The organism is Variovorax sp. E3 (assembly GCF_016082275.1).
GTDB lineage: Bacteria > Pseudomonadota > Gammaproteobacteria > Burkholderiales > Burkholderiaceae_C > Variovorax.
In genome coordinates this window covers 1-25,736 of the sequence record NZ_MOWM01000010.1, presented here as the reverse complement: position 1 = coordinate 25,736, position 25,736 = coordinate 1, and the positions used below count along the sequence as shown (strand labels likewise).

23 protein-coding genes, 4 pseudogenes and 1 riboswitch are annotated in these 25,736 nt (G+C 67.2%); of the genes and pseudogenes, 21 read left to right on the top strand and 6 right to left on the bottom strand.

Going from position 1 to position 25,736, the window contains the following annotated elements; translation table 11 throughout:
- Window positions 1-75 precede the first annotated feature (75 nt).
- Window positions 76-1,038, top strand: a complete 963-nt coding sequence (locus BMG07_RS05970) for a GlxA family transcriptional regulator (RefSeq protein WP_198083789.1) — start codon at window positions 76-78, stop codon at window positions 1,036-1,038.
- Window positions 1,039-1,135: 97 nt separating this feature from the next.
- Here BMG07_RS05970 and aceA read toward each other — a convergent pair whose 3' ends face one another.
- Window positions 1,136-2,467, bottom strand: a complete 1,332-nt coding sequence (gene aceA, locus BMG07_RS05965) for an isocitrate lyase (RefSeq protein ID WP_198083788.1) — start codon at window positions 2,465-2,467, stop codon at window positions 1,136-1,138.
- Window positions 2,468-2,673: 206 nt separating this feature from the next.
- Complete coding sequence (locus BMG07_RS05960; protein WP_198083787.1) at window positions 2,674-3,090, bottom strand: gamma-glutamylcyclotransferase; 417 nt, start codon at window positions 3,088-3,090, stop codon at window positions 2,674-2,676.
- A 45-nt stretch (window positions 3,091-3,135) separates the two neighbouring features.
- On the opposite strand from BMG07_RS05960, the gene BMG07_RS05955 reads away from it, so the two are divergent.
- Both BMG07_RS05955 and BMG07_RS05950 read left to right on the top strand, forming a co-directional pair.
- Window positions 3,136-4,062, top strand: coding sequence for a DMT family transporter (locus tag BMG07_RS05955; protein WP_198083786.1), 927 nt, complete (start codon window positions 3,136-3,138; stop codon window positions 4,060-4,062).
- A 155-nt stretch (window positions 4,063-4,217) separates the two neighbouring features.
- On the top strand, window positions 4,218-4,673 hold the full coding sequence (locus BMG07_RS05950) for an SWIB/MDM2 domain-containing protein (protein ID WP_198083785.1): 456 nt from the start codon (window positions 4,218-4,220) through the stop codon (window positions 4,671-4,673).
- Window positions 4,674-4,770: 97 nt separating this feature from the next.
- Here BMG07_RS05950 and BMG07_RS05945 read toward each other — a convergent pair whose 3' ends face one another.
- Entirely contained in the window at window positions 4,771-5,514 is a 744-nt protein-coding gene (locus BMG07_RS05945; protein ID WP_198083784.1) for a helix-turn-helix transcriptional regulator, read from the bottom strand.
- Window positions 5,515-5,617: 103 nt separating this feature from the next.
- Between BMG07_RS05945 and BMG07_RS05940 the strand changes: the two genes are divergently transcribed.
- A complete protein-coding gene (locus BMG07_RS05940) occupies window positions 5,618-5,923 on the top strand; it encodes a hypothetical protein (RefSeq protein WP_198083783.1) in 306 nt (101 codons plus the stop codon).
- On the opposite strand, the gene BMG07_RS05935 is transcribed toward BMG07_RS05940, so the two are convergent.
- The gene (locus BMG07_RS05935) at window positions 5,886-7,613 is read right to left on the bottom strand and encodes a thiamine pyrophosphate-binding protein (RefSeq protein WP_198083782.1); all 1,728 of its coding nucleotides are present in this window, start codon (window positions 7,611-7,613) and stop codon (window positions 5,886-5,888) included. The genes BMG07_RS05940 and BMG07_RS05935 overlap by 38 nt on opposite strands.
- Window positions 7,614-7,706: 93 nt before the next feature.
- On the opposite strand from BMG07_RS05935, the gene BMG07_RS05930 reads away from it, so the two are divergent.
- The 10 genes and pseudogenes from BMG07_RS05930 (at window position 7,707) to BMG07_RS05890 (ending at window position 17,099) form a co-directional block, all read left to right on the top strand.
- Window positions 7,707-8,381 carry a TetR/AcrR family transcriptional regulator gene (locus BMG07_RS05930; RefSeq protein WP_198083781.1) on the top strand — a complete coding sequence of 225 codons (675 nt, stop codon included), beginning with the start codon at window positions 7,707-7,709 and terminating at the stop codon, window positions 8,379-8,381.
- Window positions 8,382-8,623: 242 nt separating this feature from the next.
- Entirely contained in the window at window positions 8,624-9,541 is a 918-nt protein-coding gene (locus BMG07_RS05925; protein ID WP_269758712.1) for a tripartite tricarboxylate transporter substrate binding protein, read from the top strand.
- An 18-nt stretch (window positions 9,542-9,559) separates the two neighbouring features.
- A complete protein-coding gene (locus BMG07_RS05920) occupies window positions 9,560-10,333 on the top strand; it encodes an ABC transporter permease (RefSeq protein ID WP_198083779.1) in 774 nt (257 codons plus the stop codon).
- A gap of 66 nt (window positions 10,334-10,399) precedes the next feature.
- Window positions 10,400-10,690 (top strand): hypothetical protein, encoded by a 291-nt coding sequence (locus BMG07_RS41570; RefSeq protein ID WP_269758697.1) that lies wholly within the window; start codon window positions 10,400-10,402, stop codon window positions 10,688-10,690.
- Window positions 10,591-11,409 carry an ABC transporter substrate-binding protein gene (locus BMG07_RS05915; protein WP_307866882.1) on the top strand — a complete coding sequence of 273 codons (819 nt, stop codon included), beginning with the start codon at window positions 10,591-10,593 and terminating at the stop codon, window positions 11,407-11,409. Before BMG07_RS41570 ends, BMG07_RS05915 begins: the two co-directional genes overlap by 100 nt.
- 158 nt (window positions 11,410-11,567) lie before the next feature.
- On the top strand, window positions 11,568-12,347 hold the full coding sequence (locus BMG07_RS05910; RefSeq protein ID WP_198083778.1) for an ABC transporter ATP-binding protein: 780 nt from the start codon (window positions 11,568-11,570) through the stop codon (window positions 12,345-12,347).
- 14 nt (window positions 12,348-12,361) lie between these two features.
- Window positions 12,362-13,318, top strand: a complete 957-nt coding sequence (locus tag BMG07_RS05905) for a hypothetical protein (protein ID WP_269758696.1) — start codon at window positions 12,362-12,364, stop codon at window positions 13,316-13,318.
- A 536-nt stretch (window positions 13,319-13,854) separates the two neighbouring features.
- Window positions 13,855-15,018 (top strand): Gfo/Idh/MocA family protein, encoded by a 1,164-nt coding sequence (locus BMG07_RS05900; protein WP_198083777.1) that lies wholly within the window; start codon window positions 13,855-13,857, stop codon window positions 15,016-15,018.
- A gap of 7 nt (window positions 15,019-15,025) precedes the next feature.
- On the top strand, window positions 15,026-16,213 hold the full coding sequence (locus tag BMG07_RS05895; RefSeq protein ID WP_198083776.1) for a dihydrodipicolinate synthase family protein: 1,188 nt from the start codon (window positions 15,026-15,028) through the stop codon (window positions 16,211-16,213).
- Window positions 16,214-16,221: 8 nt separating this feature from the next.
- Window positions 16,222-17,099: pseudogene (locus BMG07_RS05890) on the top strand (sugar phosphate isomerase/epimerase family protein).
- A 54-nt stretch (window positions 17,100-17,153) separates the two neighbouring features.
- Here the strand turns inward: BMG07_RS05890 and BMG07_RS05885 are convergent.
- Window positions 17,154-17,894 carry a hypothetical protein gene (locus BMG07_RS05885; protein ID WP_198083775.1) on the bottom strand — a complete coding sequence of 247 codons (741 nt, stop codon included), beginning with the start codon at window positions 17,892-17,894 and terminating at the stop codon, window positions 17,154-17,156.
- Between the two features lie 100 nt (window positions 17,895-17,994).
- Here BMG07_RS05885 and BMG07_RS05880 point away from each other — a divergent pair.
- From BMG07_RS05880 to arsC, 5 genes and pseudogenes are all read left to right on the top strand, one after another.
- Window positions 17,995-19,085 (top strand): annotated as a pseudogene (locus BMG07_RS05880) (DNA glycosylase AlkZ-like family protein).
- 254 nt (window positions 19,086-19,339) lie between these two features.
- Window positions 19,340-21,525 (top strand): annotated as a pseudogene (locus tag BMG07_RS05875) (TonB-dependent siderophore receptor).
- Between the two features lie 97 nt (window positions 21,526-21,622).
- Window positions 21,623-21,789: riboswitch (FMN riboswitch) on the top strand.
- Window positions 21,790-21,887: 98 nt separating this feature from the next.
- Window positions 21,888-22,400 (top strand): 6,7-dimethyl-8-ribityllumazine synthase, encoded by a 513-nt coding sequence (locus BMG07_RS05870; protein ID WP_198083774.1) that lies wholly within the window; start codon window positions 21,888-21,890, stop codon window positions 22,398-22,400.
- 32 nt (window positions 22,401-22,432) lie between these two features.
- Window positions 22,433-23,122, top strand: a complete 690-nt coding sequence (locus BMG07_RS05865; RefSeq protein WP_198083773.1) for a glutathione S-transferase family protein — start codon at window positions 22,433-22,435, stop codon at window positions 23,120-23,122.
- A 31-nt stretch (window positions 23,123-23,153) separates the two neighbouring features.
- Window positions 23,154-23,543, top strand: a complete 390-nt coding sequence (arsC, locus tag BMG07_RS05860) for an arsenate reductase (glutaredoxin) (protein WP_198083772.1) — start codon at window positions 23,154-23,156, stop codon at window positions 23,541-23,543.
- Here the strand turns inward: arsC and queG are convergent.
- Window positions 23,540-24,613, bottom strand: a complete 1,074-nt coding sequence (gene queG / locus BMG07_RS05855; RefSeq protein WP_198083771.1) for a tRNA epoxyqueuosine(34) reductase QueG — start codon at window positions 24,611-24,613, stop codon at window positions 23,540-23,542. The two genes, arsC and queG, sit on opposite strands and share 4 nt — an antisense overlap.
- Between queG and tsaE the strand changes: the two genes are divergently transcribed.
- The gene (gene tsaE / locus BMG07_RS05850) at window positions 24,599-25,105 is read left to right on the top strand and encodes a tRNA (adenosine(37)-N6)-threonylcarbamoyltransferase complex ATPase subunit type 1 TsaE (protein ID WP_198083770.1); all 507 of its coding nucleotides are present in this window, start codon (window positions 24,599-24,601) and stop codon (window positions 25,103-25,105) included. The genes queG and tsaE overlap by 15 nt on opposite strands.
- Window positions 25,102-25,736, top strand: a pseudogene (locus BMG07_RS05845) (AMIN domain-containing protein); the annotation flags it as partial. The gene tsaE and the pseudogene BMG07_RS05845, both read left to right, overlap by 4 nt.

The window sequence follows — 25,736 nt, the reverse complement described above, 5'->3', positions numbered from 1 at the left end:
GTTGCCATGGACTCTAGGCATCGGCCACGCCTCGTGGGTATTGGCATTTTTGACATCTTTGATATCGTTATGGCCATGAAGCTCGACGTGCTCGCTCTCGACGGCGTGTTCGACACCGGCCTGTCCACGGTGCTCGACGTGTTCACGACCGCCAACGAACTCGGCGCCATGCTGCGGCTCGACGTGGCGCCGTTCGATGTCACGATGACGGGTGTGCGCAAGCGCGTGCGAACCTCGCAGGGCCTGAGCGTGCCGATCGCCCGCGCGCTCGGCGCGGGCACGGCCGACTGGCTCATCGTTCCCGCGCTCGGCTGCAAGATGCCCGAAACGCTGGAGCCCGCGCTGGGCCGCCCCGACGTGCGCGACGCCTGCGCCGCATTGCGCGAACGTGCCCAGGAAAACGCCAACGTGGCCGCCGCCTGCATCGGCACCTTCGTGCTCGCCGAAGCCGGCGTGCTCGACCACCACAAGGCGACCACGACCTGGTGGCTGGCCACGCTATTCCGCCAGCGCTACCCCGCCGTGCAGCTCGAAGACTCGCGCATGCTCGTGAACTCCGGCCACCTGGTCACGGCCGGCGCGGCACTGAGCCACGTCGACATGGCGCTGTGGATCGTGCGCCAGGCCAGCCCCGAGCTCGCCACGCTGGTCGCGCGCTACCTGATCGTCGACTCGCGGCCGTCGCAATCGGCCTACGTGATCTCGGACCACCTCTCGCACTCCGACCCGCTGGTCGAACGCTTCGAGCGCTGGGCGCGCGGGCGCCTGGCCCACGGTTTTTCGCTCGACGAAGCCGCGCTGGCCGCCGGCACCAGCAAGCGCACGCTGGCCCGCCGCATGCAGCAGGTGCTGGGCAAGAGCCCGCTCTCCTATGTGCAAGACCTGCGCGTGGAGCGCGCCGTGCACCTGCTCAAGACCAGCGGCAAGAGCCTCGAGCAGATTGCCGGCATGGTGGGCTACGCCGACGGCGTGACGCTGCGCACGCTGCTGCGTCAACGCCTGGGCCGCGGCGTGCGCGAAGTGCGCCTGGAAGCCTGACCCGGCGAGCGCCCATAAAAAAGCCCGGCACATGGCCGGGCTGAAGGTGACAGCGAATACCTGTCTGTCTATCGAAAGAACGACCGATCCGTGCGGATCAGTGGAACTGTTCTTCCTCGGTCGAACCCGTCAGCGCCTTCACGCTGGACGAGCCGCCCTGGATCACGGTGGTCACGTCGTCGAAGTAACCCGCGCCCACTTCCTGCTGGTGCGACACGAAGGTGTAGCCCTTGTCGCGCGCGGCGAACTCGGGTTCCTGCACCATGTTCACGTAGTGCTTCATGCCTTCGCCGCGAGCGTAGGCGTGGGCGAACTGGAAGGTGTTGAACCAGTTGACGTGAATGCCGGCCAGCGTGATGAACTGGTACTTGTAGCCCAGCGCCGACAGGTCTTCCTGGAACGAGGCGATCTGCTTGTCGTCCAGGTTCTTCTTCCAGTTGAACGAAGGCGAGCAGTTGTACGACAGCAGCTTGCCCGGGCAGGCGGCGTGCACGGCTTGTGCGAATTCGCGGGCGAAGCCGATGTCCGGCACGCCGGTTTCGCACCACACCAGGTCGGCGTAGGGCGCGTAGGCGACGCCGCGGCTGATGGCTTGCTCCAGGCCGTTCTTGACGCGGTAGAAGCCTTCAGGCGTGCGCTCGCCGGTCAGGAAGCGCTTGTCGTTGGCGTCGTGGTCCGACGTGATCAGGTTCGCGGCTTCCGCGTCGGTGCGGGCCAGCACGATGGTGGGCACGCCCATGACGTCGGCGGCGAAGCGCGCCGAGATCAGCTTCTCGCAGGCTTCCTGCGTCGGCACGAGCACCTTGCCGCCCATGTGGCCGCACTTCTTGACGGCCGCCAACTGGTCTTCGAAGTGCACGCCGGCCGCGCCGGAAGCGATCATGTTCTTCATCAGTTCGAAGGCGTTCAGCACGCCGCCGAAACCGGCTTCCGCGTCGGCCACGATCGGCAGGAAGTAGTCGATGAACTCCTTGTCGCCCGGGTTCACGCCACGGCCCCACTGGATTTCATCGGCGCGGCGGAAGGTGTTGTTGATGCGACGGACCATCGTCGGCACCGAGTCGTAGGCGTACAGCGACTGGTCGGGATACATGGTTTCCGACGTGTTGCCGTCGGCGGCGACTTGCCAGCCCGACAGGTACACGGCTTCCAGGCCGGCCTTGGCCTGCTGCATGGCCTGGCCGGCGGAGATCGCGCCGAAGGCGTTCACGTAGCCCTTCTTGGCGCCGCCGTTGATCTTGTCCCAGAGCTTCTCGGCGCCGCGCTTGGCCAGCGTGTGCTCGATCGGGAACGAGCCGCGCAGGCGAACCACGTCGGCCGCGCTGTAGCCGCGCTTGACGCCCTTCCAGCGGGGGTCGGTGGCCCACTCTTTTTCGAGGGCGGCGATCTGTTGTTCGCGGCTGAGTTGTTCTGTGAGGGTCTGGGGCATGGTCACTCCGTGAGGTTGGTTGAAGGTTGGGCGCTGCGGCCGTGGAGTTACTGTAATCCGGACGCGGACTCTTATGTCTTATAGAAGACATATTTTTCACACAACAAAATCAACAACTTACGGAGATATTTCTCAATGCAAAATTATTTTTCTCATATCGAGAAAAAATATTGCGCCGCAGCAGCCACCCATTTCGCAATGCGCAATCAATCTTTCGGTGGTGAAAACGAAGCGCCTTTGCGTGCCGCCGCATGCGCGATCCAGTCGCCACTCGCGATCACCGCGCGGCCCGCGATGCACGATGGATGGATCTCGTAGACCAGGCAATCGAGCCACTGCCCGCCGACCTCCACGCGCACGCGCCGCTTGATGTATTCGCCCGAATCGTCATCGGCCACTTCCTCGAGCACGTCGAGCGCCGCCTCCACGGCCGGCTCGACGACATAGACCTCGCCCGTCACCCACCCTGCCCCTCCCAGCACCGCGCCCGGATACGCGCCCAGGTCATGCAGCGTGCCGGCGATGCGCGCCCGGCCCACCCACACCGGCGCGGGCCGGTAGCGCGCGATGTCGTTGCGGCCGCCGCGGCGCAGCGTGCCGTAAACAAAAACGTGGGGCATCATCGAAACCGCTTCCTTCTTCGCAACAACCAACAACACTTCAGTCTATTGAACTCCGCTGCCCCCGCATCCGGTCGCCTCGTGGCCTATGGCTGCCTGGCCTTGAGCATGTCGCTCGTCGGCGGCTACGTCGCCCTTTCCAAGCCCCTTGTCGCGGCCTTCCCGGTGCTGCTGCTCGCGTGGCTGCGCTTCGGCATCGCCGCGCTGGCCATGCCGCACTGGCTCAAGCGCACACCCGACGAACCGCCGATGACGCCGCGCACGCGCTGGCTGGTGTTCCTCGAGTCCTTCCTCGGCAACTTCCTGTTCTCGATCTGCATGCTGTTCGGCGTGAGCCTCACGAGCGCGGTGTCGGCCGGCGTGATCATGGCGTCGATCCCCGCGTGCGTGGCGGTGGCGAGCTGGCTCTTCCTGCGCGAACGCATCACCGTGCGCATCGGGCTGGCCATCGCCTGCGCCGCGCTCGGCATCGGGCTGCTCGCGCTGTCGCCCGCGCATGCGCCGGCACCGGGCAGCGCGGCGTCATCGTCGTCGATGCCGTGGCTCGGCAACCTGCTGGTGTTCTGCGCGGTGCTCTGCGAGACGGCCTACGCGGTGATCGGCAAGTCGCTCACCGGTCGCCTCGGCCCCAAGCGCATCGCCTCGCTCATCAACCTCTGGGGCTTCGTGCTGTCGATGCCCTTCGGCATCTGGTTCGCGCTGCAGTTCGATTTCACCGCCGTGCGCTTCGGCACATGGGCGCTGCTGGTGGCCTACGCGCTGGCCGCGAGCATCTGGACGGTGTGGCTCTGGATGACCGGACTTCGCAACGTACCAGCCGCACAAGCGGGTGTTTTCGCTGTGCTGCTGCCGGTCAGCGCGGCCCTCGTGGGCGTGCTCGTGCTGGATGAAAACCTCTCTTCGCCGCAGCTGCTTGCGTTCGCCATCGCACTCGTCGGCGTGGTGCTCGCGACATGGCCCGGGCGCCGAACGTGAAAAACAGGGCTTCTCCCCTCTGAAAAAACAACAGCCCCCAATGAAAAAAGCGCTTTTTCCCTTGGAAACGCGTTTTTTCTCATTTAGCATCCGCATTGCCACTGGAGACGCAAGTTTTTCATTGGTGAGTGTTTAACCAAAAAAGGAAATCAACCATGGCAACTGCAAAGAAGGCTCCGGCCAAGAAAGCTCCGGCAAAGAAGGCTGCGGCTCCCGCAAAGAAGGCCGCCGCTCCGGCAAAGAAGGCTGCTGCTCCGGCGAAGAAGGCCGCTGCACCCGCCAAGAAGGCTGCTGCTCCGGCGAAGAAGGCTGCACCTGCAAAGAAGGCCGCACCCGCAAAGAAGGCTGCTCCCGCCAAGAAGCGCACGCCCAACGCAGCGTTCATGAAGGCCCTGACCCCCAGCCCGGCACTCGCCGCCGTGGTCGGCTCGACGCCGCTGCCGCGCACCGCTGTCGTGAGCAAGCTGTGGGACTACATCAAGAAGAACAACCTTCAAGACAAGGCCAACAAGCGCAACATCAACGCCGACGCCAAGCTGAAGGAAATCTTCGGCAAGGCCCAAGTGTCGATGTTCGAACTGGCCGCGCTGATCGGCAAGCACGTCAAGTAAGCGCTCAGGGGCCTTGCGCTCCTGAATCAAAAAGCCGGCTTCAAGCCGGCTTTTTTTTCGCCTGCGCACGATGTGCACGAGCCCTTTCAAGCGCCTTTCACGTGTCGAAGAATCGCGATGGCGTGCGGCCGAAGTGCTTGCGGAAGGCTTCGATGAAAGCGCTCACCGAGCTGTAGCCGACCGTCAACGCCACCGCCGTGACAGGCTCTTTCAGGCTCAGCAGTTCGACCGCCTTCAGCAGCCGCGCCTGCTGCCGCCACTGCGCAAAGCTCAGTCCGGTCTCGGCAGCGAAGCGGCGCGTGAGCGTCCTGCGCGCCATGCCGATGCGGTCGGCCCAGTCGTCGATGGCCTCGGGCAGCGACGGGTCGTTGGCCAGCGCCGCAGCCATCGCGGCCAGGCGCTTGTCCTGCGGCATCGGCAGATGCAATGAAGGCCGCTCGCCCGCGGCGAGTTCGTCGATCAGCACCGCCACGAGGCGCGCGCGTCGCCCGTCGAGCGAACCGGCGCAAGCCTCGAGCGAGGTCAGCCGGTCGACCAGCCCCTGCACCAGCGGCGTCACCGCGAACACATGCGGACTGTCGGGCAAGGCCGCCGCCATCGCCGCGTCGATGTGCAGGCTCCAGCCCGCCGTGGCACCGAAGCTCTGCGCCGCATGGGCGCAGCGCGGCGCGATCCAGCCGATCCAGCCCGGCGGCTGCACCCAACGGCCGGCAGGCGTCTCGATGACCTGCAGACCCTCGCGCAAGGCGAACAACTGGCCGTCCGCATGGGCGTGGTAGCCCGTGACGCGCGGCGCCTCGTAGGCGCTGATCCAGAGCTTCACGGGGACCTCAGCGGCCATGGGTGGCCCGCCGGCGGTATCGATTGGCCCCGCGCCGCAAGCCCGAATGCGCGCCGCTGCCTAGCATCGAACTCATCTTCAACACCCCTTCCAAGGAACACCCATGAAAGCTCAAGACGTGCTGCCCGACGGCCAGGACTTCACCGTCATCAACGGCCAGACGCTGCGCAAGGGATCGGTCGGCGCCTTCCTGGCCAACGTTCGCATCCTCGAAGACGCCCACGCGCCTGATGCGGACAAGCGCGCCGCCGAACAGGACATGGCCACGCTGATTCCCACGCTCGACGCACTGGGCCTGTTCGACGTGTTCGAACTGCGCTCCCCCACATTGCGCGACGAGGTGGCCCGACTCCGCGGTCATGGCTCTGCGCTCAGCCCTTCCCCTGCTGCTGCTTCGCCGCGCGCGTGATCGACGCCAGCGTGCCGCGCGTGGTGATCACCTCGGGGTCGAGCGGAATCTCGATCAGCGTGCCCGTGTCGGCCGCCAGCGCGCGCAGCAGCGCAGCCTCGAACTGCGCGGTTTCAGTCACGCGCTCGGCCGCATAGCCGTAGGCGCGCGCAAGGCCGCAGAAGTCGGGGTTGCGCAGCGCCGTGCCGCTCGTGCGCTCCGGGTACTCGCGCTCCTGGTGCATGCGGATGGTGCCGAACATGCCGTTGTTCAGCAGCACGATGATGCTCTTGCCGCCGTGCTGCGACGCCGTCGCCAGCTCCTGCCCCGTCATCAGGAAATCGCCGTCGCCGGCAATGGTGAACGCCACGCGCCCCGTCGCCAGGTTGGCCGCGATGCCCGCCGGCACGCCGTAGCCCATCGCCCCGCTGGTCGGCGCCAGCTGCGTCTTCGCGCCCTTGGTGAGCCCGTGGTAGCGAAAGTAGCGGTGCACCCAGCTCGCGAAGTTGCCCGCGCCATTGGTGATGGCCGCGTCCGCCGGCAGGTGCTTCTGCAGCAACGCGACGACCTGCGCCATGTCGACCGGACCGCGCGGCGCCTCCGCCGGCATGCCCGCCAATGCCTGCGGCACGAGGTTGCCTTCGTAGTCCGCATGGGCTTGCAGCGTCCATTCTTCCCACGGCAAGGTGGGCGGCGCGCTCAGCACCTCGAGGCTGCGTGCGGCCGCGCTCATGCCCGCGTTGATCGCCAGGTCGGCCTGGTAGACGCGGTTGAGCTCTTCCGCGCTCGCATGGATGTGCACCAGCGTCTGCCTGGCCTTCGGCGCTTCGAGCAGCGTGTAGCCGCCCGTGGTCATCTCGCCCAGGCGCGGGCCGATGGCCAGGATCAGGTCCGCGTCCTTCACGCGCTGCGCGAGCTTCGGGTTGATGGCAATGCCGACATCGCCCGCATACAGCGGATGGTGGTTGTCGAACGTGTCCTGGTAGCGGAACGCATTCGTCACCGGCAGGCGCCAGTTCTCGGCGAAGCGCTGCAGCGCCTGCGCGGCCTGCGTGGTCCAGCCGCCGCCGCCCGCAATGACCAGCGGGCGCCGCGACTTCAGCAGCAGCTCGCGCAAGGTGCGCAGCGCACCCGGGTCGCTCCACGGCTCGACCGCCTCCACGCGCGCCAGCGGCCGCGCGGCGGTCTCGCTGCGCAGCATGTCTTCCGGCAGCACCAGCACCACCGGCCCCGGCCGTCCGTTCATCGCGGTGGCGAAGGCCCGCGCGATGTACTCCGGAATGCGGTTCGCGTCGTCGATGCGCTCCACGCGCTTGGCGAAACCCTTGGTGCTCGGTCCGAAGAAGCTGCCGTAGTCGACCTCCTGGAAGGCCTCGCGGTCGCGGAAGTCGCTGCCGACATCGCCCACGAACAGCACCATCGGCGTCGAGTCCTGGAAGGCGTTGTGCACGCCGATCGACGCATTCGTCGCGCCCGGCCCGCGCGTGACGAAGCAGATGCCCGGCCGCCCCGTGAGCTTGCCGTGCGCCTCGGCCATGAAGGCCGCGCCGCCCTCCTGCCGGTTGACGATGAAGCGCGCGCGGTCGCGGTACGCATGGAAGCCGTCGAGCACCGCCAGGAAGCTTTCGCCCGGCACGCCGAACGCGATTTCCATGCCCTGTTCGACCAGGCACTCGACGATCAGGTGGCCCGCGGGTTGTGATGTACTCATGAGAACTGAAACCTCGGTTGCAATGTCTGCGGCAATTATCAGCGCCGCGCCCAGACTGCTTGCTTTAATTCCCCAACTGGTTAAATTCGCGCCATGAAGGCCCCCAAGGACCCCACACCCGAAGCCCGCGACGCCACCGAGACGCTCGAGCCCCGCTCGCGCGACGCCGACCGTTCGCAGCTCGCCATCCTCGCGTCGGCGCGCGACGAGTTCTCGGCGCGCGGCCTCGCCGGCGCCCGCATGGACAGCATCGCCGAGCGCGCGGGCCTCAACAAGCGGCTCATCTACTACTACTTCGGCAGCAAGGACGACCTGTTCCTTGCCGTGCTGGAGCGCACCTACGCCGACATCCGCGAAGCCGAGCAGCGCCTGCACCTCGACGAGATCGAGCCGGTCGAGGCCATCCGCCAGCTGGTGTCGTTCACGTGGCACTACTACCTGGAGCACCCCGAGTTCATCACGCTGCTCAACAGCGAGAACCTGCACTGCGCGTCGCACCTGAAGCGTTCGGAGCGCATCCAGGAAATGAACTCGCCGCTGGTGCAGCTGCTCGACACCGTGCTGGAGCGCGGCCGGCGCGACAACCTGTTCCGCGCCGGCGTCGACCCGGTGCAGCTGTACATCTCGATCGCGTCGCTGTGCTACTTCTACCTGTCGAACAACCACACGCTGTCGGCCATCTTCGGGCGTGACCTGCGTGCCCCCAAGGCGATGGCGCAACGCCTCTCGCACATGACCGACCTCGTGCTGGGCTACGTCCTGCACTGAACCACCGAGCGCGCCCGAGTCCGCGGCGCCGCTCTCTCGCTCTCGCTCTCCGGGTATCTACTAGGCAGCGGCCGTTGACGCTGCGGCGCAGCGTTCCTACAATCGATAATTCACTCAATGGTGAATTGATCGACCGAAGAATGCGGCCCGACCGCGCGGAGACAACCTTGAAGCTCTTTGCCAGCACTGCACGCACCACCGTCCTTGCCTCGCTGACCTGCATCGCCGCCCTGCTGCCCGGCATGGCTTCCGCGCAGAACGGCTACCCGACCAAGCCGATCCGCGTGATCGTGCCCTTCGCGGCCGGCAGCACCACCGACATCATTGCGCGCGCCATTGCCGACAAGATGGGCGCGAGCATGGGCCAGGTGCTGGTCATCGACAACCGCGGCGGCGCCAGCGGCACCATCGGCCAGCAGGCGGTGGCCACGGCCGCGGCCGACGGCTACACGCTGATGATCCATTCGTCGTCGCACACGGTCAGCCCCTCGACCTTCGCCAAGCTGCCGTTCGACACCGTCAACGACTTCGCGGGCATCACGCCCATTTCGTCGCTGCCCAACGCGCTGGTGATCTCGCCCGGCAAGAACATCAAGACCCTGCCGCAGCTGCTGGCCGCCGCGCGCGCCAAGCCCGGCAGCATGAACTTCGCGTCCGCCGGCCAGGGCAGCGCCACGCACCTGAACGCCGAGAAGTTCAAGATGGCCGCCAAGATAGACGCCACCAACATCCCCTTCAAGGGTTCGGGCGAGGCCGTGACCGAGGTGCTCTCGGGCCGCGTCGACTACTACTTCTCGCCCATCGCGCCGGTCATCGGCCAGATCAAGGAAGGCCAGCTGCTGGCACTGGCCGTGGGCTCGCCCAAGCGCGCCGCCGCCCTGCCCGACGTGCCCACCACCACCGAGGCCGGCGTGCCCGGCTCCGAGTTCAACTTCTGGATCGGAATGATGGCGCCCGCCAAGACGCCGCGCGACATCGTCGAGCGCCTGAACACCGAAGTGGCGAAGGCGCTGGCCACGCCCGAGGTGAAGGAGCGCTTCGCCAAGCTCGGCGCCGACCCGTGGACCCTGAAGCCCGCTCAGTTCGACGCCTACATCAAGGAAGAGATCGCGAGCAACGCGCAGCTCGTGAAGGCCGCAGGCCTCTCGGTCCAACAGTAAGCACCCCAGACCATCGCCATGTTCCGCAAGCTCCTGCTCTCCCCGGCCCTGCGCCCTTTCATCCTGATCCTGTTGCTGCTGGTGCTGTGGGACCTGGCGATCCGCCTCTTCAAGATTCCGGCCTACCTGATTCCCCCGCCCTGGGAGGTGGTGAAGCAGCTCATCGCCGAATGGCCGCACCTGCTGGCCGAAAGCTGGAAGACCACGCTCGCCACGCTGGGCGGCTTCGGCCTGACGATCCTGATCGGCATTCCGATCGCGATGGTCATCGCGTACTCGCGCGTGGTCGAGTCGTATGTGTACCCGCTGCTGGTGTTCTCGCAGAGCATTCCCAAGGTGGCGATTGCGCCGCTGTTCGTGGTGTGGTTCGGCTTCGGCATTTTCCCGAAGGTGATCAGCGCCTTTTTGCTGGGCTTCTTCCCGGTGGTGGTGTCCACGGTGATGGGCTTCAAGTCGGTCGAGCCCGACATGCTCGACCTCTCGCGCTCCATGGGTGCGAGCCGGCTGCAGACCTTCTTCAAGATCAGCCTGCCGCAGGCGCTGCCGCAGATCTTCAGCGGCCTGAAGGTGTCGGTCACGCTGGCCGTGGTGGGCGCGGTGGTCGGTGAATTCGTCGGCTCCAACTCGGGCATCGGCTACGTACTGCAGGTGGCCAACGGCAACTTCGACCTGCCGCTGATGTTCGCCGCGCTGGTGGTGCTGTCGAGCATCGGCGTGATCCTTTTCGTGGCCGTCGACCTGATCGAGCGCGTGATGATTCCCTGGCACGCCTCGCAACGCCACGCGCACTGACCGCGTTCCCCGTTTCGGTTTCACGTTCCTTCGCACACCAACAAACAACTCCCTGGAGACAAGACCATGAAGAGACTGCTTCCCTCGCTGCTCGCCGCCGCCGCCATCGCCAGCCTGGCCACCTTTGCCGTCGCCCCCGCCCATGCGCAGGGCGACAAGCCCAAGGACAAGGTCACGCTGATGCTCAACTGGTACCTCTACAGCGAGCACGCGCCCTTCTTCCTGGGCAAGGAAAAGGCTTTTACGCCGACGAAGGCATCGACCTGGACATCCAGGAAGGCCGCGGCTCCGCCGTCACCGCGCAGGCGGTGGCCGCCAAGTCGGCCACCTTCGGCTACATCGACGTCACCACCATGATCAAGGCGGCCGCCAAGGGCGCGCCGCTGAAGTCGACCGGCGTGCTGTTCCAGGTCAGCCCGATGTCGGTCATGGGCTTCTCCGAGAAGAACATCAAGACGCCCAAGGACATCATCGGCAAGACCGTGGCCGTGACGCCCGGCGACTCGATGTCGCAGATGTGGCCGCTGTTCCTGAAGGTCAACGACATCAAGCCCGACCAGGTGAAGATCGTCTCGGGCGACGGCCAGACCAAGCTCAATGCCGTGACCAACGGGCAGGCCGACCTGCTGCTGGGCTACGTGATGGACCAGGCCATCAAGCTGCAGGACGCCACCGGCAAGCCCGTGACGCCGATCCGCTTCGCCGACTCCGGCGTGAACCAGATCAGCTCCGGGATCATCACCAACAAGAACCTGCTGACCGAGAACCCCGACCTCGTGAAGCGCTTCATGCGCGCCTCCACCAAGGCCGCCGAAGCCGCCGAGAAGAGCCCCGAGGCCGCCGTGGACGCCATGCTCAAAGCCAACGCCAAGGCCGGCGTGCGCGACACGCTCATCGTCGGCATGAAGCAAAGCGTGGCGCTGTATCACACGAAGGAAACGGCCAACCAGCGCCCGTACCGCGTGACCATGAAGAACGTCAGCGACTCGCTCGACCTGCTGGTGCAGTACGGCGGCATGGACGCCTCGACGCGCGGCAAGCCCGAAGACTACGTGACGCTCGACTTCCTGCCGTAGACAGGGCTCGCCCCCAGGCTTCGCGCACTTCGTGTCGCTTCTCCAACCCCCTACCGGGGGCAACACCTGCGGCCCGGCAAAGCCGGTTCCGCGGTGTTTCCCGAAACCAGCTTCGACCCCAGTTTCCCGACGGTCCGCCTTCGCCCTCCTCCAAGCCCATGTCCAATGAAATCCTGATCGAAGCGCGCGGCGTCTCGAAGATCTATCCCAGCAAGGACGGCCCGGTCGAGTCGCTCAAGCCGCTGGACTTCGCCATCAAGGAAGGCGAGTTCGTCTCCGTCGTCGGCCCTTCGGGCTGCGGCAAGAGCACCTTGCTGAAGATGGTGGCGGGCCTGCTGCCCATCAGCGGCGGCAGCCTCACGCTGGCGGGCAAGCCCATCAAGGGTCCGCAGAAGGACGTGGGCATCGTGTTCCAGAGCGCGGTGCTGCTGCCCTGGCGCAGCGTGGAAGACAACATCCTGCTGCAGGCCGAGATGCGCCACCTGCCAAAAGAGGCGTCGCGCACCCGCGCCCGCGAACTCATGGAAATGGCCGGCCTGAAGGGCTTCGAGGGCAAGTACCCGTGGCAGCTGTCGGGCGGCATGCAGCAACGCGCATCGATCTGCCGCGCGCTGCTGCACGACCCGTCGGTGCTGCTGATGGACGAGCCCTTCGGCGCGCTCGACGCCATGACGCGCGAGAAGATGAACCTGGAGTTGCAGCGCATCTGGATGGCATCGAAGAAGACGGTGATGCTCATCACCCACAGCATTCCCGAGGCCATCTTCCTGTCGGACCGCGTGATCGTGATGAGCGAGCGCCCCGGCTCCATTGCCGCCGTGTACGACATCGAACTGCCGCGCGCCCGCACGCTCGACATGATGGCCTCGCCCGAGTTCGGTGCCTACACGAAGCTGGTGCGCGCGCATTTCTTCTCGCAAGGCATCCTGGACCACTGAAGAAGGCAACGGCCATGGATGCGATCCGTTTTCACGTCGAGGAAATCCGCTTTGCCGAGCGCAACGTGGCGCTGCGGCTGCCGTTCCGCTTCGGCGCGGCCACCGTCACGGCCTGCCCGCAGGTCTATGTGAAGGCCCGCATCCGCCTGGCGGACGGCCGCACGGCCGAGGGCTGCGCCGCCGAGATGATGGTGCCCAAGTGGTTCGACAAGAACCCCGCGCTCACCAACGAACAGAACTTCGAGCAGCTGCGCTTTGCACTGCGCGACGCACGCGAGGCCTACACCGCCGAGCCCGATGCGCAGACCGCGTGGACGCACTTCGCTTCCAACTACGCCGCGCTGCAGTCGCGCGCCAGGGCCAAGGGTTTGCAAGCACTGGTGGCCAGCTACGGCCCCGCGCTGATCGACCGCGCTTTGCTCGACGCCCTGTGCCTGCACAGCGGCGTGAGCTTTGCGACGGCGATGAGTGCCAACCTGCCCGGCATCGACATCGCGGGCAGCGGCCTGGCCGACGACCTTGCCGGCTTCGACATGCCCGGCTTCCTGGCCGGCCGGCAGCCGCGCACGCGCATCGCCGCGCGCCACACCGTGGGCCTGGCCGATGCCATCGACGACAGCGACGCCCTGCCCGATGCGCCCCACGACGGCCTGCCCGCCACGCTCGCGGCCGCCGTGCGCCGCTACGGCCACACGCACTTCAAGCTCAAGCTCTGCGGCGACACCGCGCAGGACATCGCGCGCCTGGTGCGCATCGCCAGCGTGATCGACGGCCACGCCCGCCTGGTCACGCTCGACGGCAACGAGCAGTACGCCGACGCGGACGCTTCGGCGCGTTCCTCGACCGCATGCTGTCCACGCCCGCGCTGCACACGCTGGTGCAGAAGACGGTGTTCGTGGAGCAGCCGATCCGCCGCGACGCGGCCCTGCAGCGTGACGTGTCGGCGCTGGCCAAACGCATCCCGCTGCTGATCGACGAATCCGACGGCACGCTCGACGCCTTTCCGCAGGCCCGCGCGCTCGGCTACACCGGCGTGTCGAGCAAGAGCTGCAAGGGCTTCTACAAGTCGACCGTCAACGCCGCACGCTGCGCGCAGTGGAACACCGCCGCCGGCGACGCCGCGCGCTATTTCCTCTCGGGCGAAGACCTCACCATGCAGGCCGGCCTGAGCGTGCAGCAAGACCTGGCGCTGGTCGCCTGGCTCGGGCTCTCGCACGTAGAGCGCAACGGCCACCACTACGTCAACGGCCTGGCCGCGGCGCCCGAGGCCGAGCAACAGGCCCTGCTGCGCGCCCACCCGGGCCTGTACGAAACGAGCGGCGGCGCCGTGCGCCTCGCCATCCGCGACGGACAGCTCGACCTGTCCTCGCTCGCCACCGCGCCCGGCTTTGCCACCGGCAGACCCGGCGCTGGCATCTCGTGGGACGCCATGCGTTCCGTCTACTGAAGAAGCAACGCTTCTTTCCACCTCCCTATCTCTCTCTCGCATCTCTCAAGGAAGAAAACGATGGCCACCCAACGTCTCGGAATCATCATGCACGGCGTCACCGGCCGCATGGGCATGAACCAGCACCTGATCCGCTCGATCTGCGCGATCCGCGCGCAAGGCGGCGTCACGCTGTCCAACGGCGACAAGGTCATGCCCGACCCGATCCTCATCGGCCGCAACGCCGAGAAGATGGAAGCGCTGGCCAAGGCGCACAACATTCCGCGCTGGGGCACCGACCTGGACAAGGCGCTGGAGAACAAGGACGACACCATCTTCTTCGACGCCGGCACCACGCAGATGCGCCCCACGCTCTTGGCCAAGGCCATCCGCGCCGGCAAGCACGTGTACTGCGAGAAGCCGATCGCCACCAACCTGAACGAAGCCGTCGAAATCGCGCGCCTGGCCGAAGGCTCGGGCCTGAAGCACGGCGCGGTGCAGGACAAGCTCTTCCTGCCCGGCCTGCGCAAGCTCGACATGCTGCGCCGCGCCGGCTTCTTCGGCCGCATGCTCAGCGTGCGCCTGGAGTTCGGCTACTGGGTGTTCGAGGGCGACCTGCAGCCCATTCAGCGCCCGAGCTGGAACTACCGCAAGGAAGACGGCGGCGGCATGATCCTGGACATGATGTGCCACTGGCGCTACGTGCTGGACAACCTGTTCGGCGAAGTGAAGTCGGTGTCGTGCCTGGGCACCACCCACATCCCCAAGCGCTGGGACGAAGAAGGCAAACCCTACGAGGCCACCGCCGACGACGCCGCCTATGCCACCTGCGAACTCACCGGCCACAACGGCGAGCCCGTCATCGCGCAGATCAACATGAGCTGGGTCACGCGCGTGCGCCGCGACGACCTCGTGACCTTCCATGTCGACGGCACCGACGGCTCGGCCGTGGCGGGCCTGTCGAGCTGCCGCGCCCAGTCGCGCGTGGCCACGCCGCGCCCGGTGTGGAACCCCGACGAGAAGCAGAACATGAACTTCTTCGACCAGTGGCAGGAGATTCCCGATTCGCAGGTCTACGACAACGGCTTCAAGATCCAGTGGGAGCACTTCATTCGCCACGTGGTCGAGAACGCGCCCTACAAGTGGACCTTGCCCGAAGGCGCCAAGGGCGTGCAGCTGGTCGAGGCCGCGCTCGAATCGTGGCAAGACCGCCGCTGGGTCGACGTGCCCGCGCTGAAGGTCTGAGGCAACCATGGCGCTTTCGCTCACCCTCCCCACCGCCGGCGGCGCGCTCGCGCCCTACGCGCTGCGCGGCAGCGCGCCGGCCAAGCCCGATGCGGGCGTCAAGTTCAACCGCATCGCCTACTCGGCCGCGCACGTGGTGGCCGACCCGCTGGCGGCCGTCGACCCGTGGCTGCAGTGCGCGGTCGACTGGGACACCACCATCGCCTACCGCCGCCACCTGTTCTCGCTGGGCCTGGGCGTGGCCGAGGCCATGGACACCGCGCAGCGCGGCATGGGCCTGGACTGGCCCACGTCGCTGGAGCTGATCCGCCGCTCGCTCGACGCCGCGAAAGACGTGCCCGGTGCGCTGGTCGCTTCGGGCTGCGGCACCGACCACCTGAACATCGACGACGTGAAGAGCGTCGACGACGTCATCCGCGGTTATGAAGAGCAGATGGCCGCCATCGAGGCGCTCGGCGGCAAGCTCATCGTCATGGCCAGCCGCGCGTTGGCCCGCGTGGCGAAGAGCCCGGCCGACTACGAGCGTGTGTACGACCGCATCCTGAGCCAGGCCAGGCAGCCCGTGGTGCTGCACTGGCTGGGCGACATGTTCGACCCCGCGCTGGCGGGCTACTGGGGCACGAAGGACGTCGACGCGGCCATGGACACGGCGCTGGGCATCATCGCCGCGCACCCGGACAAGGTCGACGGCATCAAGATCTCGCTGCTCGACAAGGACAAGGAAATCGCGATGCGCCGCCGCCTGCCCCAAGGTGTGCGGATGTACACGGGCGACGACTTCAACTACGCCGAACTGATTGCCGGCGACGGCTTCGGCAGCGACCCGATGCACGGCAAGAGCGACGCGCTGCTGGGCATCTTCGACGCCATCGCACCGGCTGCCAGCGCGGCCCTGGGCGCGCTGGCGCAGGGCAACGAAAAGAAGTTCCACGACATCCTGGGCCCCACGGTGCCGCTGTCGCGCCACATCTTTGCCGCGCCCACGCGCTTCTACAAGACCGGCGTGGTGTTCATGGCCTGGCTCAACGGCCACCAGAAGCACTTCACCATGGTCGGCGGCCAGCAGAGCACGCGCTCGCTGCAGCACTTTGCCGAACTGTTCCGGCTGGCCGACGCGGCCAACCTGCTGGAGCAGCCCGAGCTGGCGGTGCGGCGCATGAAGACCCTGCTGGCCCTGCACGGCGTGGAAGGTTGAAGCAGCCCATGCGCGATTTCTCGCAGAACCACGACTGGCTGTCGATCAACACCGCCACGGTGCGCAAGCAGTCGGGCGCCGAGGTGGCGCTCGACCGCATCATCGACCAGTGCGCCGAGCGCGGCATCCGCGCGATCAGCCCCTGGCGCGACCAGGTGGCGGCCGTCGGGCTCGACAAGGTGGCCAGTCAACTGAAGGCGCACGGCATCGGCCTCTCGGGCTATTGCCGCGGCGGCTTCTTTCCCGCGCCCGATGCGGCGGGCCTGAAGGCCGCGCTGGACGACAACCGCCGCGCCATCGACGAGGCGAAGACGCTCGACGCGCCCTGCCTCGTGCTGGTGGTCGGCGCGCTGCCCGGCGCGCTCGACGGCAAGGCCGCGTACAAGGACATCGCCCGTGCGCGCAACGAGGTGCGCGACGGCATCGCGGCGTCGCTCGAATACGCGCGCGAGGTCGGCATGCCGCTGGCCATCGAGCCCCTGCACCCGATGCAGGCGGCCGACCGCGCGTGCATCAACACGCTGGAGCACGCACTCGACCTGTGCGACGAACTCGACGCGGGCAAGAGCGGCATGCTCGGCGTGGCGCTGGACATCTACCACGTGTGGTGGGACCCGAAGCTGCAGCAGCAGATTGCGCGCGCGGGCCACGAGCGGCTACTGGCCTACCACGTGTGCGACTGGCTCACGCCCACGCGCGACCTGCTGAGTGACCGCGGGATGATGGGCGACGGTGTGGTCGAACTCAAGAAGATCCGCGGCTGGGTCGAAGACGCGGGCTTCGCGGGCTTCAGCGAGGTCGAGATTTTTCGAACCTCGACTGGTGGCAGCGGCCGGGCAGCGAGACGCTGGACGTCTGCATCGAACGGCATCGCAGCGCGGTCTGATCTATTGGACCGTGCAACTCCATGAGAACACCTTCGAAGAGCTCGAGTGACTCTTCAGGAACGCCACCGAATACGTTGAAACAATTCGGACCGGCGATGGCACAAGTCGGCGACGCCCTCAATCAGTTTCGCTGAGGCTAAAGGATTGAACGAAGCTCGCCTACCTTCGCCCATCGTGTTGCCCGCAAATCGTTGCCGATCTTTCGACAGGGTGATGCCCATCACCTTGTAGCCCACTTCCGGCGGCAACGCGAGCGCGAGCACTCGTCCCTGCTGGCGTTCTGCACTGAGCAATGGGAACGGATCGAAAGCGAAAGTCTTACCGGTTTTCTGCGGTTTGCGATCAGGACCCAACGCTCCGGACCACCAGGGAATACTCCAGTGCATCTCTGGCGGCAACGGTGTGGGAATGGTTATATGGGCAAGGCCGACCAGCGGAAAACCGTCGTTCAGCAAGCCCACAACTTGTGAAGCTCCCATGGAGTTCGCATTTCTCGAAGGATTCTCAAGAGTCGGTCGAACAATCTTCGCTTCGATTGCAATGGCCCGTTCGCACATCGGTCCATCAGCCATCGGGACGATCAAAAGATCAACGTCGCCCGGTTTTCCATGCGCACTCAATCCCAACTGTCGGCGAGGAACGTTGATGGCCACCAGAAGGTCGTGCGACAACGCGTGCTCAGAATCGGGAAACGCGCCTTCGACCGCGAAATGAATCAAATTTGCGAACGTCGATTTGGAGTCCCTCAGACGAAAAAGCACGTCCGTCTCGGATTCGATCCAACGAGTATTCATGCGGTGAAACTTTAAGGCACTCGGGGATGGCCTCAGTAGCCGTGTCGCGATACGGCTCTCGATGCAGCAAGGTGAGGCCACCTGTGCTGCAATTCGCCGCATGGCTGACCCGACCCTCGACGACCTGCGCCGCTACGCCGTGGCGCGCACCCTCTTCAAGCCGACGACGCTGCCGGCCGCGATCCGCCAGCTCGGCTTCGTGCAGGCCGACCCGATCCGAGCCCCGGCGCGCGCGCAAGACCTCACGCTGCGCCACCGCGTGAAGGACTACCGCGCGGGCGATCTCGAAAACCGCTACACGCGGCTCGCCGTCGAAGAAGACTGCCTCGTCAACTACGGCTTCCTGCCGCGCGAGCACCTGGCGCTGATGCATCCGCGCGAAGCCAAGAGCGCCTGGGACGCCGACACGCGGCGCAAGGCCGCCGAGGTGCTGGCCTATGTGCGGGAGCACGGCCCCGTGCACCCGCGCCAGGTCGAACAACACTTCGCGCACGGCCGCATCCAGAACTACTGGGGCGGCTCGAGCAACGCGAGCACGCACCTGCTCGACGGCATGCACTACCGCGGCATGCTGCGCGTGGTGCGGCGCGACAGCGGCACGCGCGTGTACGAAGCCGTGACGCACCAGCCCTCCGACGACAGTCCCGCCGGCCGCGCGCAACGCGCCGCCGCGCTGATCGCGCTGGTGGTGCGCAAATACGCGCCGCTGCCGGCCGCCAGCCTGACCTACCTCGTGCGGCTGCTCGGCTACGGCGCGCCGCACCTGTCGCCGCAGACGCAGGCCGCGCTGCGCATCGCGCGCGAAGAGCTCGCGAGCTGCCGCATCGACGGCACCACGTGGTACTGGCCCGCCGACGAAAACCCGGCCTCGCGCCGCCACGCGCCCGACGACGCGGTGCGCCTGCTCGCGCCCTTCGACCCCGTGGTGTGGGACCGCCGCCGCTTCGAGCTGCTCTGGGACTGGACCTACAAGTTCGAGGCCTACACGCCCGCGCCGAAGCGCCAGTTCGGCTACTACGCGCTGCCGATGCTGCAACACGACCGCGTGATCGGCTGGGCCAACGTGACCGCGCCCGAAGGCCGTTGCAACCGGCCTTCGGCTATGCCGGCAAGAAGCCGGCGGGCGCCGCCTTTCGCGCGGCGCTCGACGACGAACTGCAGCGCATGACGCAGTTCCTCGCGGGACGCTGACGCCTTTCTTTCTATAATCCGCCGCCCAGCCAGCCGCCCGACAAGGGCGCGCCAGCCGTCTTCGAAGGAACGAAGACCGCAGCCGCAACGGCTGCCCCACAGCGCAAAAAACCAACGAATACCACCGGCCGCCAGCCTTGGCGAGCTGCCGGTTGCGCCCGCTTTCGTCGAACCGAACCAGAGAAGCCATGGCACGCCCCCGCGCCTGCCGCAGCCACTCACTCCCTTCACGCAGGAAACAGGAGAAGCTGCACATGACTTTCAAGACCCGCCGCCCGAAGTGGCGCCTTTCGCACGGCCGCCGCGCCACGCTCGCGGCCACCGCCATGGCCCTGGGCGCCGCATCGCCGGCCTTCGCCGAAGACGGCAAGGAAGAAAGCGCCGAGCACCGCCGCGCGCTGCCCACCGTCACCGTCTCGGGCGACGCGGGCGAGACATCGACCGGGCCGGTGACCGGCTTCGTCGCCAGGCGCGGCGGCTCCGCCACCAAGACCGACACCCCGCTGATCGAAACGCCGCAGGCCATCTCGGTGATCACGCGCGACCAGATGGAAGCGCAAGGCGCACTCACGCTGCGCGAAACCACCGGCTACACGGCCGGCGTGGTGTCGAGCTACTTCGACAGCCGCGTCGACGCGTTCAAGGTGCGCGGCGGCGATGCTGTGCAGTACCTCGACGGCCTGCAGCGCACCTACGGCACCTACAACTCCACCAAGCTCGATCCGTACATGCTCGAGCGCGTCGAGCTGCTGCGCGGCCCGTCGTCGGTGCTCTACGGGCAAGGCGGCATCGGCGGCGTGCTGAACATGGTGTCGAAGCGGCCGCAGGCCGAGACCCAGCGCGAAGTGCAGATGCAGTTCGGCAGCAATGCCCGCAAGCAGGTGGCGGCCGACTTCACCGGCCCGATCGACACCGAAGGCAAGTGGCTCTACCGGCTGGTGGCGGTGAACCGCGACAGCGGCACGCAGGTCGACCACGCGCCGGACGACCGCATCCTGGTCGCGCCCTCGCTCACGTGGCGCCCGAACGCCGACACCTCGCTCACGCTGCAGGCCATGTACCAGAAGGACAAGAGCGGCTCGCTGATCGGCTTCTTCCCGTGGCAGGGCACGCTGCTGCCTTCGCTCTACGGGCCGATTCCCACCTCGACCTTCACGGGCGAGCCGGGCTTCGACCGCTACGACTCGCGCAACACCTCGCTGGGCTATTTGTTCAGCCACCGCATCAACGACACCTGGACCTTCCGGCAGAACCTGCGCTCGACCGAGACCAAGGTGGTCTACAACACCTCATACACCAGCTTCACCGCGAACCGGCTCACGGGCCGTCCGGCGCGGCCGGTGTTCAACGCCGACCAGCGCACCATCGAACGCGACCTGAGCAGCGACATCAACGGCGGCAAGATGCTGCTCGTCGACAACCAGGCCGAGGCCCACTTCAAGACCGGCGACTTCGAGCACACGGTGCTGGTCGGCGCCGACTTCCAGCGCAACACGACCTCCAAGCTGTCGGGCCGCGGACGCGCCGGCGCGCTCGACGTCTATGCGCCCGTGTACGGCAACTACACGCCGCCCACCAGCTACACGCGCTCGCCCGAAGTGGTGCAGCAGCAGGCCGGCATCTACGCGCAGGACCAGGTCAAGTACGGCCGCTGGATCGGCCTGCTGGGCCTGCGCCACGACAAGGCCACCACCGACACCCAGGGCCGCCCCGCCGCGGCCGCCGACGACAAGGCCACCACCAAGCGCGCCGGCCTGGTCTACCTGGCGACGGCGGCTGGGCACCGTACCTGAGCTATGCCGAGTCGTTCCTGCCGCTGGGCGGCGTCGACCTGAACAACACGGCCTTCAAGCCCCAGCGCGGCAAGCAGTGGGAGGCCGGCGTGAAGTGGGAGCCCGAGGGCCAGCGCACCTCGTTCATGGCGGCGGTGTACGACCTGCGCGACACCAACCGCAAGACCACCGACCCGACCAACCCGCTGAACAGCGTGCAGCTGGGCGAAGTGCACGTGAAGGGGCTGGAGCTCGAGTACAAGGGCAGCATCGCGCGCGACTGGGACTGGATCGCCTCGTACGCCTACACCGACGCGCGCGTGTCGCGCAGCAACGCCGCCGACCTGGGCAAGCGAATCTCGGGCGTGCCCACGCACGCGGCCTCGGCGTGGGTGATGCACCGCTTCTCGATCGGCGGCGTGCCCGGCTTCTCGGCCGGCGGCGGCGTGCGCTACCTGGGCAAGTCGTGGGACGGCATGGACAACAACCCCGTGCCGGCCGTCACGCTGTTCGACGCCATGTTCGCCTGGGACAACGGCCCGCTGCGCCTGTCGCTCAACGTGGCCAACCTGACGGACAAGGTGCAGCTCACCACCTGCCTGGCACGCGGCGACTGCTTCCTGGGCCAGCGCCGTACCGTCACCGCGGCCGCCACGTATCGCTTCTGAAGAAAATCCCCGCGCGGCGGAAGGTCTGGCGCGCGGGCGACAACCCCGCGCGCGGGGGGCTTCTAGAATCGCGCCGTGGTCCGGTTCGCCGGACGACAAGCGTTCTCAGGGCGGGGTGCAATTCCCCACCGGCGGTGATGGCGGCTTCTTGAAAAAGGCCGCACAAGCCCGCGAGCGCCCGGAGCTTTCAACGAGCTTCGGGGTCAGCAGATTTCGGTGCGATTCCGAAGCCGACGGTCACAGTCCGGATGAAAGAGAGCGCGAAATGCGGGTCGACCCGCGCGCTTTGCCATGCATGCGCGCGAGTGGCCCCGTGGTTTCGTGCGCCCTGATTCAGGAAACCTGCTTTCAAGAGGCACACCATGAGTCAGATCAACGACCTTCCCCTCTCCGCCATTGCCGCATCGGATTCGCCGCGCGGCACGCGCATCGCATTCGTCGAGGCGCAGTGGCATTCCGACATCGTCCACCAGGCCCGCGACGCCTTTCTCGAAGAGATGGCGCGGCTCGGCGTGGCGCGCGATCTCATCGACATCTTCGACGTGCCCGGCGCCTTCGAGATCCCGCTGCATGCCAAGCGGCTGGCCAATTCGGGCAAGTACGCGGCCATCATCGGCTGCGCGCTGGTGGTCGACGGCGGCATCTACCGCCACGAGTTCGTGGCCAACACCGTGGTCAGCACGCTGATGTCGCTGCAGCTGGAGACCGACGTGCCGATCTTCTCGGCCGTGCTCACCCCGCACCACTTCCACGAGCACGTGGAGCACCGCAAGTACTTCCACCGCCACTTCGCGGTCAAGGGCACGGAAGTGGCCGAGGCCTGCTTCAAGACGCTCGAGGCGCTGAACAAGGTCGACGCGCTGCTGGCCGCGTGACAAGGGCCGCAAGGCTGCAGTAATCTGGGCGGATGAGCCTTGCATCATCCGTCTCATTCGCTTCCAGCGACCGCTACACCCTCTACGGCGCGCCCGGCTCGGGCGCCACGCCGATCCATGCCGCGCTGACGCTGATCGGCGCGCAGGTCGACACGGTCGACATCGCCGCCTGGGAAAGCGACGCCGAGCGCGATCGCGTGGCGGGCATCAACCCGATGCGCCAGGTGCCCGCGCTCGTGCTGCCCTCGGGCGAAGTGATGACCGAGAGCGCGGCCATCCTGATCTGGCTCGGCGACCGCTATCCGCAAGCCGGGCTCTGCCCCGCACCCGACAGTCCGCTGCGCGCGCGCTACCTGCGCTGGATGGTCTACCTGCCGGCCGCGATCTATTCGCTGCTGTGGGTGCGCGACGACCCCGCTCGGCTCGTGCCCGACCCGGCCGCGCAGCCCGCGATGCTGGAGCGCTCGGCAGATCGCATCGCCCACTGCTGGCATCTGATGGACACGCAGATCGACGAGCCCGCGCCCTACCTGCTCGGCGACCGACTCAGCCTGCTCGACCTCTACGTGACCGTGATGTCGCGCTGGACACCGCAGCGCGCACGCTTCTACCGCGAGGCGCCGCGCATGACGCCGGTGGTCAAGCGCGTCGACGCCGATCCGCGCCTGGCCGAGTTCTGGGCCGCGCGTTTTGCGTTCACGCCAGGCTGGGAAGGCGCCTGAACGCGCCCCGGTTCTTTTCATAATCGACGCCATGACCGCACGCACCCCCACCACCGACTACCCGATGACGATCTACCACAAGCCCAACTGCAGCACGTCGCGCAACGTGCTGGGGCTGATCCGCGAAAGCGGCGTGGAACCCGAGATCGTTCTGTACCTGGAAACACCGCCCTCGAAGAAGAAGCTGCGCGAGCTGGCCAAGGCCATGGGCCTGGGCGCGCGCGACCTGCTGCGCGCCAAGGAGGCGCCCTACGAAGAACTGCAGCTGGCCGACGAGAAACTCAGCGAAGACCAGCTGTTCGAGGCCATCGCCTCGCACCCGATCCTGCTGCAGCGACCCATCGTGGTGTCGCCGCGCGGCACGCTGATGTGCCGGCCGTGGCAGCGCGTGGAAGAGATTCTTCCCGCGAAGAAAAGCTAGGCCACGGGCTCCTGCGCGAGCCCCCAGGCGACGTGCTCGCGCACGAGTTCGCTCGGGTGGCCGGCGCGCGTGGCCAGCGCTTCCTTGGCGCCGCCCTCGCCCTTGCGCACGGCATTGCCCAGCGCCACCGCGATGTTGCGCAGCCAGCGCTCGTGGCCGATGCGGCGGATCGGGCTGCCCTCGGTGCGGCGCAAGAAATCTTCCTCGCTCCACGCGAAGAGCTCGGCCAGCGAACGCCCCGTGAGCCCTTCGCGCGCGTCGAAGTCGGGCAAGTCGCTCTTCTTCGCGAACTTGTTCCAGGGGCAGATCAGCTGGCAGTCGTCGCAGCCGTAGATGCGGTTGGCCATCAGCGGGCGCAGCTCCAGCGGAATGGCCCCGCCGTGCTCGATGGTGAGGTAGGAAATGCAGCGCCGCGCATCGAGCCGCATCGGCGCGATGATGGCCTGCGTGGGGCACACGTCGATGCACGCGCTGCAGCTGCCGCAGTGCGCGGTGACGGGCTCGCTCGGCGGCAGCGCCATGTCGACGTAGATCTCGCCCAGGAAGAACATCGAGCCCGCGTCGCGGTCGAGCACCAGCGTGTGCTTGCCGCGCCAGCCCTGCCCGCTGCGCGAGGCCAGCTCGGCCTCGAGCACCGGGGCCGAGTCGGTGAAGGCGCGGTGCCCGAAGGGGCCGACCTCTTCGGCAATGCGCTCGGCCAGCTTGGCGAGCCGGTTGCGCAGCACCTTGTGATAGTCGCGCCCCCGCGCATAGACCGACACGATGGCCTCGCCGGGCCGCGCGAGCCGGTCGAACTCCACGGCCTGCCATTCGGGCGCGGTGTCGCGCGGCAGGTAGTTCATGCGCGCGGTGATCACGCTCACCGTGCCCGGCACCAGCTCGGCCGGACGGGCGCGGCGCGTGCCGTGTGTTTCCATGTATTGCATCTCGCCATGGAACCCATGGGCCAGCCATTGCATCAGACCGTCCTCGGCGCTCGATAAATCGACGCCCGCGATTCCGATTTGGGAGAATCCGAGTTCCCGGGCCAAAGCCTGAATACGAACAACGAGTGGATGGCTGACGATCACTTGCCGATTGTAGAAACGCAAACGAGCACCCGCACCCTGCGCTGGCGCAGCGAAGACGACACCGACGCCTTCGCGCGCGCGCTCGCGGCCTCGCCCGCGCTGCGCGACGCCTTCATCGCGCTGCACGGCGACCTCGGTGCCGGCAAGACGACTTTCGTACGCCATCTGCTGCGCGCGCTCGGCATCGCCGGGCGGATCAAGAGCCCCACCTATGCGGTGGTCGAGCCGCACGACGCACCCGACGGCCTGCAGATCTTCCATTTCGACTTCTATCGCTTCGCCGACCCGCGCGAATGGGACGACGCCGGTTTCCGCGACATCTTCGCGGGCCCGGGCCTCAAGCTGGCCGAATGGCCGGAAAACGCGGCGGGCCGCACACCGGTTGCCGACCTCGCTATTAAAATAGAAGCAATGACTGACGACACACGCAGCGTGACCCTCCTCGCGAACACCCCTCGCGGCAGCGATCTGCTGGCGCGCATCGCCGCATGAAGGCGGTCGGCCTGAAACGGCGCGTGCTGCTGCAGGGCGGCAGCATCGCGCTGATGCTCGGCGTGCACCAGATCGCGCGCGGCGCCACCATCCTCGCCGTGCGCGTGTGGCCCGCCGCCGACTACACGCGCGTGACCATCGAGTCCGACGCGCGCCTCAATTCGCAGCAACTCGTGGTGGGCAGCCCGCCGCGCCTGGCGGTGGACATCGAGGGCATCGACCTCAACCCCGAGCTGCGCGAGCTGGTCGGCAAGATCAAGCCCGGCGACCCGTACATCAACGGCCTGCGCGTGGGGCAGAACGCGCCGAAGGTGGTGCGCATCGTGTTCGACCTGAAGCAGGCGTGGTGCCGCAGGTGTTCTCGCTCGCGCCCGTGGCCGCGTACAAGCACCGGCTGGTGCTCGACCTGTACCCCGAGCAGGCCGTCGACCCGATGGAAGCGCTGATTGCCGAGCGGCTGCGCGACGCACCGCGCGGCACACCGAACAACGGCTCGGCCGTGGCCGGCATCGAGCCCTCGGCCCCGACCGCGCCGGCCGGCGACCCGCTGGGCGACCTGATGGCGCAGCAGTCGATGCGCCCCGGCCCGCAGACACCGCCGCCCGCTGTGATCGCCGGTACCGACCGCCCG

Excerpts from the sequence above, each read along its gene's own strand:
- BMG07_RS05970 (WP_198083789.1), top strand. The coding sequence starts at position 76 with ATGAAGCTCGACGTGCTCGCTCTCGACGGCGTGTTCGACACCGGCCTG.
- aceA (WP_198083788.1), bottom strand. The coding sequence starts at position 2,467 with ATGCCCCAGACCCTCACAGAACAACTCAGCCGCGAACAACAGATCGCC.
- BMG07_RS05960 (WP_198083787.1), bottom strand. The coding sequence starts at position 3,090 with ATGATGCCCCACGTTTTTGTTTACGGCACGCTGCGCCGCGGCGGCCGC.
- BMG07_RS05950 (WP_198083785.1), top strand. The coding sequence starts at position 4,218 with ATGGCAACTGCAAAGAAGGCTCCGGCCAAGAAAGCTCCGGCAAAGAAG.
- BMG07_RS05945 (WP_198083784.1), bottom strand. The coding sequence starts at position 5,514 with ATGGCCGCTGAGGTCCCCGTGAAGCTCTGGATCAGCGCCTACGAGGCG.
- BMG07_RS05940 (WP_198083783.1), top strand. The coding sequence starts at position 5,618 with ATGAAAGCTCAAGACGTGCTGCCCGACGGCCAGGACTTCACCGTCATC.
- BMG07_RS05935 (WP_198083782.1), bottom strand. The coding sequence starts at position 7,613 with ATGAGTACATCACAACCCGCGGGCCACCTGATCGTCGAGTGCCTGGTC.
- BMG07_RS05930 (WP_198083781.1), top strand. The coding sequence starts at position 7,707 with ATGAAGGCCCCCAAGGACCCCACACCCGAAGCCCGCGACGCCACCGAG.
- BMG07_RS05925 (WP_269758712.1), top strand. The coding sequence starts at position 8,624 with ATGGCTTCCGCGCAGAACGGCTACCCGACCAAGCCGATCCGCGTGATC.
- BMG07_RS05920 (WP_198083779.1), top strand. The coding sequence starts at position 9,560 with ATGTTCCGCAAGCTCCTGCTCTCCCCGGCCCTGCGCCCTTTCATCCTG.
- BMG07_RS41570 (WP_269758697.1), top strand. The coding sequence starts at position 10,400 with ATGAAGAGACTGCTTCCCTCGCTGCTCGCCGCCGCCGCCATCGCCAGC.
- BMG07_RS05910 (WP_198083778.1), top strand. The coding sequence starts at position 11,568 with ATGTCCAATGAAATCCTGATCGAAGCGCGCGGCGTCTCGAAGATCTAT.
- BMG07_RS05905 (WP_269758696.1), top strand. The coding sequence starts at position 12,362 with ATGGATGCGATCCGTTTTCACGTCGAGGAAATCCGCTTTGCCGAGCGC.
- BMG07_RS05900 (WP_198083777.1), top strand. The coding sequence starts at position 13,855 with ATGGCCACCCAACGTCTCGGAATCATCATGCACGGCGTCACCGGCCGC.
- BMG07_RS05895 (WP_198083776.1), top strand. The coding sequence starts at position 15,026 with ATGGCGCTTTCGCTCACCCTCCCCACCGCCGGCGGCGCGCTCGCGCCC.
- BMG07_RS05885 (WP_198083775.1), bottom strand. The coding sequence starts at position 17,894 with ATGAATACTCGTTGGATCGAATCCGAGACGGACGTGCTTTTTCGTCTG.
- BMG07_RS05870 (WP_198083774.1), top strand. The coding sequence starts at position 21,888 with ATGAGTCAGATCAACGACCTTCCCCTCTCCGCCATTGCCGCATCGGAT.
- BMG07_RS05865 (WP_198083773.1), top strand. The coding sequence starts at position 22,433 with ATGAGCCTTGCATCATCCGTCTCATTCGCTTCCAGCGACCGCTACACC.
- arsC (WP_198083772.1), top strand. The coding sequence starts at position 23,154 with ATGACCGCACGCACCCCCACCACCGACTACCCGATGACGATCTACCAC.
- tsaE (WP_198083770.1), top strand. The coding sequence starts at position 24,599 with ATGGCTGACGATCACTTGCCGATTGTAGAAACGCAAACGAGCACCCGC.